The sequence below is a fragment of the Yersinia sp. SCPM-O-B-9106 (C-191) genome (assembly GCF_026183365.1).
Taxonomy (GTDB): domain Bacteria; phylum Pseudomonadota; class Gammaproteobacteria; order Enterobacterales; family Enterobacteriaceae; genus Yersinia; species Yersinia rochesterensis.
Genome location: NZ_CP110791.1, coordinates 2,916,185 through 2,929,389 on the forward strand (window position 1 = coordinate 2,916,185; position 13,205 = coordinate 2,929,389).

Genomic DNA, 13,205 nt, shown 5'->3' on the forward strand with positions numbered 1-13,205 from the left:
AGCCGCCGCTACCCACCGAACCTTTCACCCTAATCCCCATAAATACCACACGCTCCTTGCTCCGCGCCGGACATCCGCTCACGCAGCGCGCCAAATAACTCCCGGCCACATCCCACATGGAAAGCCGAGATATCTGGGACTGCGGGCAGGCGAGTTGCTAACTCGGCTTCATCCACCAGCAGTGAAAGCTCCCCACTCACACCGTCGACCCGCAGCCGATCACCATTGCGGATTTTCGCCAGTAAACCACCGCAATAAGCTTCCGGTGTGACATGAATCGCTGACGGCACTTTACCGGATGCACCTGACAAACGGCCATCTGTGACTAACGCCACCTTAAAGCCGCGATCCAATAATACGCCCAGTGGCGGCATCAGTTTATGCAACTCCGGCATACCAATGGCCCGTGGCCCTTGATAACGCACTACCACCACACAATCGCGGTCCAGCGCGCCAGATTCAAAAGCTGGCCCGACATCATGTTGGCTTTCAAACACCACGGCTGGCCCTTCAATAATCTGATGATCATGCGGAACGGCCGAGGTTTTCATCACCGCTCGCCCCAGATTGCCGCTTAATACTTTGGTGCCGCCATGAGGCGAGAAAGGTTGATTCAGACTGGCAATAACGCTGTCATCCAGTGAGCGCTCTGGCCCGCTGCGCCATTGCAACTGACCCTCCTCCAGATAAGGTTCCTGCGTGTAACGTTGCAGGCCAAACCCGGCCACCGTGTGAACATCTTCATGCAGCAAACCGCCTTGCAATAACTCTTTTATCAGCAATGCTACCCCGCCTGCGGCCTGGAAATAGTTAATATCTGCCGGGCCATTAGGATAAATGCGACATAACTGCGGGATCACTTCCGACAGTTCGGAAAAATCATCCCAATCGATGATAATGCCCGCCGAGCGCGCCATCGCCACTAAATGCATGGTGTGATTGGTCGAACCGCCGGTTGCCAGCAGCGCCACTATGCCATTCACCATCACTTTTTCATCCACCAACTGACCGACCGGCAGATAGTTGCCACTGGTTTGCGTCAAACGCGTAACTTGCCGCGCCGCGGCGGCTGTTAGCGCATCACGCAGTGGGGTATTGGGCTGGATAAAAGAGGAACCGGGCAAATGCAGCCCCATCACTTCCATCACCATCTGATTCGAATTGGCGGTGCCGTAAAATGTGCAGGTCCCGGCGCTGTGATAAGAGGCTGATTCCGCCTCCAGCAATGCATGCCGGTCGACTTTCCCCTCGGCAAACAGTTGGCGCACGCGCACTTTTTCTTTATTAGACAAGCCGCTAGCCATCGGCCCCGCCGGGACAAAAACCGTCGGTAAGTGACCAAATGACAACGCCGCCATCAGCAACCCCGGCACAATTTTGTCACACACGCCGAGATACAATGCACCGTCAAACATATTGTGTGACAAGCCGATCGCCGCTGACATCGCAATTACATCGCGGCTCATCAGCGACAACTCCATCCCATCCTGGCCTTGCGTCACACCATCGCACATGGCTGGAACGCCCCCCGCCACTTGCCCGACCGCGCCCACTTCATGCAGCGCATCTTTCAGTTGTTGCGGATAATCTTCATAAGGTTGATGAGCTGACAGCATGTCATTGTAGGAGGTGATGATGGCAATATCGCTGCGCACCATATTTTTCAATGAAACTTTATCGTCCGGTTGGCAAGCAGCAAAACCGTGGGCCAAATTGCCGCAGGCCAGTTGTGAGCGGTGAACCGTATTTTCTTTGGCCGCACTAATTCGTTGCAGATAGGCGGTACGGGTCGCCGCCGATCGCGTAATAATACGCTGGGTCACACGGGTGAGAGTCGGGTTCATCGCCATTCCTTATTCGCTCAGAGGAGCCAAAAGTTCAATACTGCCCGCCGGAAGACCAATGAAGTCCGCCAGCACCTGCAACAGCAAATTGTGATCATCCAAATGTGGCGCGCCGGACACATTTACGCTGCCAATAATACCGGCCTGCTTAACTTGCAATGGGAAGCCGCCACCTAGCGCGGCGTAGTCGCGCAAACTGACACCATAGCGCTCCTCAAGTGAGGTTTGGCGCTGTTGCAGCATCAGCCCCGCGGCATAGGAGCTGGTGCCCAGTAACTCCACCACATTGCGCTTGCGCCGCAGCCAGTCACCATTTTCTGCACTGGTGCCCGGCATGGCGTAACTGAATAAAGTTTGCCCATTTACCCGGATATTAATCGCCAGTGCCACCCCTTGCCGTTCGGCCTGGCACTTTATTTTTTCGCCTAACTGCCAAGCGATTTCATGATTAAAATACGTCAATTGCAGCTGTTGTTGATGCTGTTGGCTGAGGGTAAGTTGCTGTTGTAAATTCATGAGATTCTCCGGTGATAAATGACGGCGGTCATACCCTTTACAGTAAAGACCGCTTGGCGGCTTAAGCGCGTTTAACTTTCGCTAACCCTTTGTCAGAAATACCTTTTCCCTTGGCTTCAACTTCAACATCACACTCTTTTGGCAGGGTTAAGGTAATCAGCCCGGCAATAATTAATGAGCCAGCTAACATGCAAACTGCTGCACTTTGGCCGTAGAAGAAAATCATCACGCCGACCAAATAAGGGCCACAGAAGCCGCCTAAATTACCTAATCCGTTAATTACACCACGCGCACCACCGGCCACTTCTGGCACAGCAATACGGCCCGGAATAGACCAGAATGGGCTGGTCGCGGCTTTGAGGAAGAACCCGCACACCACTAAGGCCAGGTAAGAGATCAACACGTTGTGACGGAAAATAACCGAGGTCACCAAACCGGCAGCAAAGCAGAACAGAGAAATCATGATCAGCAGACGGCGTTTACCGGTTTTATCTGATAGTGAAGAAATGACATAAATACCGGCGGTGGTGGCAATAAACGGCAGAATAGCCAGAATACCAACCGAGGCCATATTACCGCCGGTCAGATTTTTCAAAATAGTCGGCAACCACAAGGTGTAGCCATAATCCCCGGTCTGATAAAAGAAGTTCAGAGCAACCAGTTTCATCAACCCTTTATTTAGAAAGACAGCTTTTAACGGCGCATTGGTCACGGGCGCATCCAGCATCCGCTCCGCCCGTTCACGCGCAAGCTCGGTGACCAGATAATCGCGCTCTTTGGTCGACAACCATTTGGCTTCTTCCGGTCTGTCACTGATGACAAACCACCACATTATCAACACTACCGCGGACAGCGAACCTTCGAGGAAGAACAGCCAGCGCCAGTCTAACGCATTGATAATAAAGCCAGATAAAGGTGCGGTGAACATACCGCCGATCGGGGCGAACATCATGACGAATGCATTGGCGCGGCCAATTTCGCGTTCCGGGAACCAATTGCTGACCATGGTCAACACCACCGGCAGCATACCGCCCTCAGAAACCCCCAGCACAAAGCGCAGGAATAACAATTGATAATGGTTAGTGACAAAACCGGTCAGAATCGAAACGATAGCCCAAACTGCAAGGGAATAAGCAATGAATTTTCTACCGCTGCCATGAACAGCAATACGGCCACCCGGTACTTGTAAAAATAAATAACCAATAAAGAAAATACCGCCCGCTAAACCCGCCATTTGGCTGGTAATAGCCAAATCATTTTCCATGCCCCCCGGTAGCGCAAAACTAATATTAACCCGGTCCATAAAAGAAATAATACAAGCAATCATTATTGGCACAATAACGCGGAACCAACGGGCATTAGGGATCTTACTGTCCATATCAACACGCCTCTTTCTCTAGCTGAATAATTCCTACACTATTCAGAAAATAGCGTAGAGAATGCCGCTAACAAATTAGAATAATTTGCCAGTTATTTAAAATGCACGATGTGGTCTTTTATTTTTATTATAATAAGTTGAGGATTAATTTAATTAACCCTCATATCTCTTCTTAATTAGTAAGTAATGGCCGTAGGTGCTTTCTCGCCAGAGAAATGAGCATGAATATTTGAGAATACAATATCACTCATTTGAATCCGGGTTTCTATGGTGGCGCTGGCGATATGCGGCAGTAATACCACATTGTCCATTTCGATTAATGTTTGCGGCACATTAGGCTCATCTGCAAAGACATCCAAACCCGCCCCGCCAATTTCTTTCTGTTGTAGTGCATGGATTAAATCATCCTGATTAACCATACTGCCACGGGCAATATTAACCAGCAGAGCATGGTTTGGCATAGCAGCGAAAATAGCTTTATCAATCAGACCGATACTGTCTTTACCGCCCGAAATAGCCACGACCAAAATATCACTTTGCTTGGCAAGGCTGATTAAGTCCGGCACATATTGATATGGCAGACTTTCGATGTGCACGGTGTCGGTATAGGCAATTTGCATATCAAAACCAGCTGCGCGACGGGCAATGGCTTGACCAATCCGGCCCATACCAAAAATACCCAGACGTTTACCAGTCACTTTAGATGCTAATGGCAAGCTACTGTGCGGCCATTGACCAGCGCGGAGGAATTTATCGGCCTGACATAGACGCCGCGAAGTTGCAATAATCAGTCCCAGAGCTGTATCGGCCACATCGTCGGTCAATACGCCGGGGGTAGTAGTTACAATGATATTGCGCTCGCGAGTTGTGTCCAAATCCACTGCATCCGTGCCGACACCGAAGATTGAGATAATCTGTACTTCGGGTAATAACGCCAGCACTTCGTTGGTTACACCGACATCACCCCGAGTCACAATGCCTTTTATATTCTTGCCCTGCGCCGCAAAAAACTCAGCAGTATCCGTAACCTGAAAGAGTTTGTGAACAGTGAAATTCTGTTCCAACTTCTCCGTCAAATAATCCATTACCGGGGCGATAATCAATACGGCTTGTTTGAAGGAAGATGACTTGCTGTTTTTCATAACGAGTACCTGATCATGTCAATAAATCAAAACCAAAATGGCGGCGGGTAATCATCGGATGATGAGCCATTCAGCGAATGTCATTATGAGACCTGTTTTCAATGTTTTATTTTGTGACGCAGGTCACTGTAAATCATGTTAAGAAAACATGTTACCGGTAACGTGACCGACCTATCATTGTTCCTGCTGAATTGTTTCAGCTAATCAAGCCAGCGTTAATGATTAATCCCATGACTTAAACAAAATGTTATGGATTGGCGCTATTTGTTATGTTCAGGAGGAGTATCTTGGTGGACTATTCGAGGGAAAGACTCACTGCCATTAAAGAGCACAATGGCAGTTATAGATAATTTGTATATCTTTCAGCAACAGCGAAAGTATTAAATAGTTCCCCCCAGTGAAATACGATAATGTAGGTCAACCTGTTCAATTGTAGGGATTTTTTTGATTTTCTTAATCAATATTTCAGCAGCCACTTTGCCCATTTCAAAACGCGGAGTGGTGACACTGGCTAGCACAGGAGTGGTCGCCTGGCCGATATCCAGCCCATGAAAACCGGAAATCGCTATTTCCGCTGGCACCGCCATGCCCAGTTTCAAGCATTCTTGTAACACGCCCACCGCCATATCATCATTGGTACAGAAAATAGCATCAACTTGCGGATACATTTGTCGTGCCAATGCCAACATACCGGCACCAATAGAGACAGATGAGACTTTGTTGGGCGTAATATGCAGCGGTGCGAACCCGGTATCAATCATTGCCTGGCTATATCCTTGATAACGCTTGCGATCTCGCACATCAGACATAGAACCGAAATAGACAACATGCTGTTTGCCGCTTGCCAACAGTGTCGCCGTCATATCATAAGCCGCCTGATAATTATTAAAACCGACGGTAATACGGTTGAACTGTGGTTCCAAATCCATCACTTGCGCGACCGGAAGTTCCGAAGCATTTAGGTACTTATCCGCACGTAAAGTATGTTCAGAATCGGTGAGTATCAACCCGGAAATCTGGCATGACAATAGATTAACTATTTGTTCTTCTTCACGTTCTTTATTGTAATTATAGTTAACGACCAGCGTTTGATAGCCACTAGCAGCAGTGACCGACTCAATACCCGCCAGTAAATCGGAGAAAATTTGGTTATTAAAGGATGGCACCAAAATACCAATTCTTGGACTTTTTTGATTGAGGCTAGTTTCCCCTTCTGAATCAACACTATAATTGACTTCAGCCATCACTTGGGCAATACGTTCACCGGTTTCTGGGGCCACTTTTTCCGGCGTGCGTAAGTAGCGGCTGACTGTCATTTTGGTCACGCCTGCTAGTAACGCGATATCCTGTAACGTAACACGCTGGTTTTTCATGGCATATACCTGGAACAAGAGTGTGGGATGGGATGAAGTGATTATGCACTGTTAGCGGAGGTAATGAAAAGCATGTTACTGATTTAAAATACAATAACAATCATGATTCCTATTATTTAGTTCTATTATTATCAATAAGTTAATCTGCATCCGCCCCCAGAGATGAATAAAGCCCCCACAAATAGTCGTATTTTGCCGCTCTCAAGGCGATGTCGCTCACGTAAGTGGTAACAGCTTGCCGTAACATGATTTAAAGTGATCTTCGTCACAGTTTGATGAGACAGAAAACGGTTTGATAGGCACATGTTTTCACGCAGTCATTATTCAATAATATTGATTTTATAATGTCGCTTAATAAGCGTCATTTTCATCAGGAATTCATTATGAAGAATTTATTTTCGTTAGAAAACCGCAAAGTATTAATTACCGGTTCTGCACAAGGCATTGGGTTTTTATTAGCTAAAGGTCTGGCTGAATTTGGTGCAGAAATAATAATTAATGATATTACCGCAGAACGAGCAGAAAAAGCCGTCGCCGAATTACGCGACAGCGGTTTTGTTGCTTATGCAGCGGCATTTAATGTCACTGACCATGATGCTGTTAATGACGCGATTGCACAAATAGAAAATAACATTGGTGCCATTGACATCTTAATTAATAACGCCGGTATTCAGCGCCGCCACGCTTTTACTGAATTCCCAGAAAAAGATTGGGATGATGTGATCGCGGTAAACCAGAAATCAGTATTCTTGGTTTCACAAGCTGTCTCCCGTTATATGGTTAAACGCCAACGCGGTAAGATTATTAATATTTGCTCAATGCAAAGCGAATTAGGCCGCGACACTATTACGCCATATGCCGCCTCTAAAGGGGCAGTGAAGATGTTGACGCGCGGGATGTGTGTTGAGCTGGCCCGTTACAATATTCAAGTGAATGGTATTGCGCCGGGTTATTTCAAAACCGATATGACAAAAGCACTGGTCGACGATAAGGCTTTCACTGATTGGCTGTGCAAACGCACGCCAGCCGCCCGTTGGGGAGATCCGGAAGAGTTGATTGGGGCAGCAGTGTATCTGTCTTCCAAAGCATCAGACTTTGTTAATGGTCATCTGTTGTTTGTTGATGGTGGCATGCTGGTTGCAGTTTGATCCGAATTCAGTCAGTTATCTGCTTGATAGGTAACAGAGGAAAGCTATGTCTGGTAAATGTATTATTGTTATGGGCGTATCCGGCACAGGTAAATCCTGTGTGGGTCAGGCGCTGGCGCTGGCGCTTAACGCCAAATTTATAGATGGTGACGATCTGCACCCACGCGCCAATATCCAAAAGATGGCATCGGGTCAGCCGCTTAATGATAGCGACCGTGCTCCGTGGCTTGAGCGGCTAAGTGATGTGGCATACAGCTTACAACAAAAAAATGAAGTGGGTTTTTTAGTCTGTTCGGCACTAAAAAAACAATATCGCGACCGTTTACGTGAGGGGAATCAGGGTATTCGCTTTCTGTGGCTGACCGGCGATTACGATTTAGTGTTGCACCGAATGCAACAGCGGGCGGGGCATTTTATGCCGGAAAGCCTGTTAAAGAGCCAGTTCGCAACACTGGAAACACCTGATGCCCGTGAGCCGGACATCATTCCAATCGATATCTCGCCTGACATTGCCGGTGTTGTTGAACACTGCATTGCCGCGCTGGAGCCAGAAAATAATATCAGTCATTGTGCTTAAGTGCCCGGCATGATGTACACGCAGGAATATGGGAATAATTATGATACTTGATGAACTAAAAAGCGCGGTGAATAACCCACTTTATCCGGATGCTATCCGCCGCACACTGGCCGCCATCAGCAAAATGGATTTAGTCAATCTTCCTGCCGGGGAACAAGATATTGAAGGCCGCGAGATTTACCTAAATCACATTATTGCCGCGTCCAAACCTTTGTATGAGCAAGCGCCTGAATTACATCATTATTACATTGATATTCATATTTTGCTGGAAGGTAGTGAGGTGATTGGCGCTTCACCGTCAGCTCAGGGCCAGCGCCCAACGATGGATTTTGATACTGAGCGGGATTTCGGTTTATTTGAAGGTATTACTAGCGAAACCTTGTTAACACTGGCTCCCGGCGATATCGCTCTGCTGTTCCCTGGCGAGTTACATCGCCCGATGGGAACACTGGGAGAAGTTGCGCCGCTGCGCAAGATAGTGGTTAAAGTGGCAAATCATCTTTTATGATTTAATTTGATGATCCTGTTCGGTTGTCAGAACTTTACGGTTCGCTTTACCGCCATTGCCTCAACCGCCAAAGGGTGCCGGCCTGCCCTCCGGCTCGGTTGAGGCGCTGAAGATCAAGTAAGAACAGATTGAATATCAACCGAAAACTGATCCGATCCTGTGTCTCCCATTCAACTTAATCAACCTCTATCGAAGACTCCAAGGAACTCCCCTTTTGACTCCGCCGCGCCGCCAACCACAACCCACTGTTCTTCATCGCATAACCAAACACCACCCCGACTAACAGCGAGACAATCACCAGTTTCCAATGGCCATTACCAGCGAAAGTGGCGCAAGCCCCAATAAAGGTGCCGGGGACAAAGGATAGCCACTGCTGGCAGGCCTGGATACACATCAAAAACGCCACCATGCCAGTCAACACATAGCCAAGGATGGCCCATTCAGGCTGTAAGGCACTACCCTGAATAATCATCATCGCCCAGAATACCCCACTCACGCAGGTTAACAGGGTGATAAGCAACCCTTTTAAGCCGCCTTGTGGGCAGGCAAAGTAGGCGGTGCAGCCGAGAAACCCCGCCCAACTGATAAGCCCGAGGCTAACCGCAACCCAACCCCAAATACCTGAGAGAATGCCAGTGGTAATAGCAATCATCAGAATAATGTTCATCAGTATTTACCTGCGCAACAAAGGTTAAAAGAGAAAGTGTATTGTATGAAAGTCGCGCAGTTTACCTGAATTGAGAGAATTTTTGGCGATCCATATCTCATAAATAATGAAATAGTTAACTTACTTTCATCAAAAACGTGATGCGCATCGCCTAAATGAAAAACTGCGGATAAAGTGATCAAACTGCTGCCGTTCAGCTTGTGTCGATAGAACCGCGACCTTTGTATCTTGTTCAACTTTTTTCTTAATACTTACGGCTAATTCATCTGCTAATGTCGCTTTTTCACTTTCGGTCCAAAACACACTTTCAACAATTTCTTCAATACAGTCGACTATAAAACTATCTGTAGATAATATTTCTTCCATTTTTTCTGGAATTTTATAGTTGTAATATTGGATAACTTTTGCTGAAACAATGGCATTAATATCAACATTATCATGTCTATCTTTAGCCCAAGATAACATTGCCCTCGTTAGCGGGTTTATCTTGACCCACTCACCATTATTAATATCGGAACGTTTTACACCAGTGAACTCTTTGGCGATAATTTCATAGAGTATTTCGTTGCTTTTAATCTGATAATCTTCTTTTGACATCACCAAGCCCTGCTTGAATACACTACTCAAACAGTCATACTTTTCATCTATTTTTCCTTGCAATATTCCCGTGTATTTCAGAGCCGTCATATTGGCTCTATCACTCTGGTTAATAATAATATTTACTGCGCAGTTATAGTTCCCATAAGTAAAATGACAGGCATCTTCAATTATCAAAGCATTAGATAGATCAGTTTTTGGCTGCGATATATCATCAACCACATAACTATATGGTTGAAAAGAAGAATCATTACTTGCTTGAACAGAAAAAAAACCCATAAATATCCTTGAAGGTAAAATGAAAAACCACCTTAAAGATAGCCAAATATAACCCGCTCTCCCCTCCGACTTTTACCCCACCTCCACCTTAAACAAGCTTAATTTCAATGGCACATATAAAACAAAACCCCCGGCCAGTTTTGCTGAACGGGGGTTGGACTTGCCGATTTAACAATGAATTACATCAGCGGTTGAGCCAACTGCACCAGCGAAATCAACGGCTGCGGGTAGACACCCAAGAACAGCACCAGAATCGCGGAAATCAGTACCACCACACCACCGGCAGTCAATGCCCAGTTGCTTGGTGTGTCGCGGACCAATGTTTCCGGCGCACTGAGGAACAAACTGACAGTCACGCGCAGATAGTAGTACAGGCCAATGGCGCTGCCCAATACCACAGCACCGGTCAGCCACCACAGATTGGCGCTCACACCCATTGCCACCACAAAGAACTTACCGATAAAGCCCAATGTCATTGGGATACCCGCCAGAGACAACATCATCACCGTCATCACCGCAGACAGAATGGGCTTGTGCCAAAACAGCCCGCGGTAGGAGAACAGTGACTCGGCATCCGGGCCTTTGTATGGGCTGGACATCAAGCTGACCACCCCGAAAGCCCCCAAGCTGCTGAACAGGTAACCGGCCAGATAGACGCCGACAGTTTCCAGTGCCAGCTGATGGGTTTGCACCGCCACCAACGCAATCAGCAAGTAGCCAAGGTGCGCGATAGAAGAATAACCCAGCAGACGCTTGATGTTAGTCTGGCTGATCGCCATCAGGTTACCGAACAGAATTGATGCCACCGCAATCAGCGAGAGCACCAAACGCACTGCTTCACTGTCAGCGGCTGGCGCATACAGGAACAAGCGCATCACCACGGCAAAGATGGCAATCTTACTGGCGGTCGCCAGGAAAGTAGATACCGGGGCAGGTGCGCCCTGATACACATCCGGCGTCCACAGTTGGAACGGCACCAAAGATAACTTAAAGCCGAGACCGACAATCATCATCCCGAGGCCCGCCAGAATCAGCGGCCTGTGGACCATCGAGTCACTCAAACTTTTGCCCAGACCGGCGAAAGACAAGCTACCGGATTCCGCATACAACAGCGCCATGCCGAACAGCAGGAATGACGATGCCGCTGCAGACAGCAGCATGTATTTGATACTGGCTTCCAATGAGCGCTTCTGGCGATAGGCATAACCAATCAGACCAAACAGCGGCAAGGAAATCAGTTCAATGCCGAGGAACAGTGACGCCAGATGATTGGCACTGGCCAGCAGAATGCCGCCCATAGTCGCAATCAGCACCAGCAGATAGAACTCTTCGCGGTTATCCGGATAGCCATTCAGCCACGGATAAGCAAAGGTGCTGGTCGCCAGACTGGCCACAATCACCAGCCCGGTATAGAACATCGCGTAGCCATCAACCCGCATCAGCAGCGTGACATCCATCGGCCCGACCTGGCCGACAAAATACAGTGACAGCAGCGCCAGGTTAAGCCCGATAACCGTCAGAGTGGCGTTGATAAAGTGGTCGCGTCGCCACGCAATGGACAGCATCACAACCACCACCGTCAATCCGACGATCAACAGCGGTAGCATCGCGATCAGTTGTTGAGGAGTTATTGTCATGGCGAATTACGGCCTTGTTGTTGGAATGGTTGAAGCATTGAACCACTGCTGTACATTACTCATCGCAGCATGGGAGGTGTCGAGAATTGGTTGCGGGTAAACCCCAAGCAATACTAACAGCACCACTAACAGCAGGATGATAGACAGTTCCCTTGCACTCATACCCGGCAACGCTTCTTCAGATTTCGGCGCGCCGTAATAGGCACGCTGCATCATGATAAGTGAGTAAACCGAAGCAAAAACCAGCCCAAAAGTAGAGATCACGGTAATCACCGGAACCACCTGGAAGCTGCCGAATAGGATCATAAACTCACCGACGAAGTTACCGGTACCCGGCATCCCCAATGTTGCCACCGCGAAGAACAGCGATAGCGCAGGCAAGTATTTGATTCGGCTCCACAAACCGCCCATTTGGCGCATGTCGCGGGTGTGCAAACGCTCATACAGCTGGCCGCAGATGATGAACATACCGGCGGCTGACAAGCCGTGGGCAATCATCTGGATAACCGCACCTTGGTAAGCCAGTTGGCTGCCGGTGTAGATGGCAATCAACACAAAACCCATGTGCGATACGCTGGTGTAAGCAATCAGGCGCTTGATATCCGTCTGGCAGAAGGCCATCCATGCACCGTAGAAGATGCCGATAACCCCTAGCCACATAGCGATTGGCGCAAACTCTTGCGAGGCCGTCGGGAACAGTGGCAAGCTGAAACGCAGCAAACCATAGGCCGCGGTTTTCAGCAAAATCCCCGCCAAGTCGACAGAACCCGCCGTTGGTGCCTGACTGTGTGCATCTGGCAACCAGCCGTGCAATGGTACCACCGGCATTTTCACCGCAAACGCGATAAAGAAGCCCAGCATCAGCAACCATTCGACATTGTGGGACATCGGGGTTTTCAACAAATCTTCATAGTTGAAAGTCCAGATACCGGTGGCCTTGTAGTGTACAAACACCAGCCCCAAAATGGCGATCAGCATGATAAGACCGCTGGCCTGGGTATAAATGAAGAACTTGGTGGCCGCCGCGATGCGCGTTTTACCGTCTGATGCTTTGTGACCCCACAAAGCAATCAGGAAGTACATCGGCACCAACATCATTTCCCAGAAGAAGAAGAACAGGAACATGTCGATGGCGAGGAACACGCCGATAACCCCACCCAGAATCCACAACAGATTCAGGTAGAAGAAACCCTGGTTGCGCTGAATTTCACGCCACGAACAGAGGATAGCCAGTACGCCCAGTAGGCCGGTCAGCACCACCATCAGCAAAGACAACCCATCTAAAGCCAGATGGAATGAAATGCCGAACCGTGGGATCCACGGCAAGGTGAATTCTGACTGCCACTGCGGGATACCCGCCGGGTTCATCAGTGAATAGTTGCCCTGCACCCACAGTTGTAGGGAGAGCACCAATGTCAGCCCCATCGCGAGTAGCGCTATCCAACGCGGTACTCTGGTACCGAAGCGTTCACACTGCCAAGACAGTAAGCCGCCGATAAAGGGGATAAGAATTAGCCAAGGTAATAGCATGGCGTTTTG

General features: G+C 48.5%; 12 protein-coding genes. 3 read left to right on the top strand and 9 right to left on the bottom strand.

The window, feature by feature from the left end; genetic code table 11:
* Positions 1-29 precede the first annotated feature (29 nt).
* The 5 genes from edd to OP863_RS13325 form a co-directional block, all read right to left on the bottom strand.
* Positions 30-1,844 carry a phosphogluconate dehydratase gene (edd, locus tag OP863_RS13305; protein WP_038631852.1) on the bottom strand — a complete coding sequence of 605 codons (1,815 nt, stop codon included), beginning with the start codon at positions 1,842-1,844 and terminating at the stop codon, positions 30-32.
* 9 nt (positions 1,845-1,853) lie between these two features.
* A complete protein-coding gene (locus tag OP863_RS13310; RefSeq protein ID WP_145587794.1) occupies positions 1,854-2,360 on the bottom strand; it encodes a heme-degrading domain-containing protein in 507 nt (168 codons plus the stop codon).
* A gap of 61 nt (positions 2,361-2,421) precedes the next feature.
* Positions 2,422-3,738: an MFS transporter gene (locus tag OP863_RS13315; protein ID WP_145510237.1), complete on the bottom strand. Its 1,317-nt coding sequence runs from the start codon at positions 3,736-3,738 to the stop codon at positions 2,422-2,424.
* 176 nt (positions 3,739-3,914) lie between these two features.
* Positions 3,915-4,880, bottom strand: a complete 966-nt coding sequence (locus OP863_RS13320; RefSeq protein ID WP_145587798.1) for a 2-hydroxyacid dehydrogenase — start codon at positions 4,878-4,880, stop codon at positions 3,915-3,917.
* Between the two features lie 380 nt (positions 4,881-5,260).
* Entirely contained in the window at positions 5,261-6,253 is a 993-nt protein-coding gene (locus OP863_RS13325; protein ID WP_145587800.1) for a substrate-binding domain-containing protein, read from the bottom strand.
* 383 nt (positions 6,254-6,636) lie between these two features.
* Here OP863_RS13325 and idnO point away from each other — a divergent pair, with 383 nt between their 5' ends.
* The 3 genes from idnO to OP863_RS13340 are packed head-to-tail and all read left to right on the top strand — an operon-like array spanning position 6,637 to position 8,486.
* Positions 6,637-7,401: a gluconate 5-dehydrogenase gene (idnO, locus tag OP863_RS13330; RefSeq protein WP_050291328.1), complete on the top strand. Its 765-nt coding sequence runs from the start codon at positions 6,637-6,639 to the stop codon at positions 7,399-7,401.
* A gap of 46 nt (positions 7,402-7,447) precedes the next feature.
* Positions 7,448-7,978 (top strand): gluconokinase, encoded by a 531-nt coding sequence (locus OP863_RS13335; RefSeq protein WP_145591662.1) that lies wholly within the window; start codon positions 7,448-7,450, stop codon positions 7,976-7,978.
* Between the two features lie 40 nt (positions 7,979-8,018).
* Positions 8,019-8,486, top strand: a complete 468-nt coding sequence (locus tag OP863_RS13340) for a YhcH/YjgK/YiaL family protein (protein ID WP_145591663.1) — start codon at positions 8,019-8,021, stop codon at positions 8,484-8,486.
* A 175-nt stretch (positions 8,487-8,661) separates the two neighbouring features.
* Here the strand turns inward: OP863_RS13340 and OP863_RS13345 are convergent, their stop codons facing one another.
* The 4 genes from OP863_RS13345 to nuoM form a co-directional block, all read right to left on the bottom strand.
* Positions 8,662-9,153: a DUF1097 domain-containing protein gene (locus tag OP863_RS13345; RefSeq protein WP_038631836.1), complete on the bottom strand. Its 492-nt coding sequence runs from the start codon at positions 9,151-9,153 to the stop codon at positions 8,662-8,664.
* Between the two features lie 129 nt (positions 9,154-9,282).
* Positions 9,283-10,029, bottom strand: coding sequence for a hypothetical protein (locus OP863_RS13350; RefSeq protein ID WP_265525393.1), 747 nt, complete (start codon positions 10,027-10,029; stop codon positions 9,283-9,285).
* A gap of 179 nt (positions 10,030-10,208) precedes the next feature.
* Positions 10,209-11,666, bottom strand: a complete 1,458-nt coding sequence (gene nuoN, locus OP863_RS13355; protein ID WP_265525394.1) for an NADH-quinone oxidoreductase subunit NuoN — start codon at positions 11,664-11,666, stop codon at positions 10,209-10,211.
* A gap of 6 nt (positions 11,667-11,672) precedes the next feature.
* Positions 11,673-13,196, bottom strand: coding sequence for an NADH-quinone oxidoreductase subunit M (gene nuoM, locus OP863_RS13360; RefSeq protein ID WP_038631832.1), 1,524 nt, complete (start codon positions 13,194-13,196; stop codon positions 11,673-11,675).
* Positions 13,197-13,205: the final 9 nt, after the last annotated feature.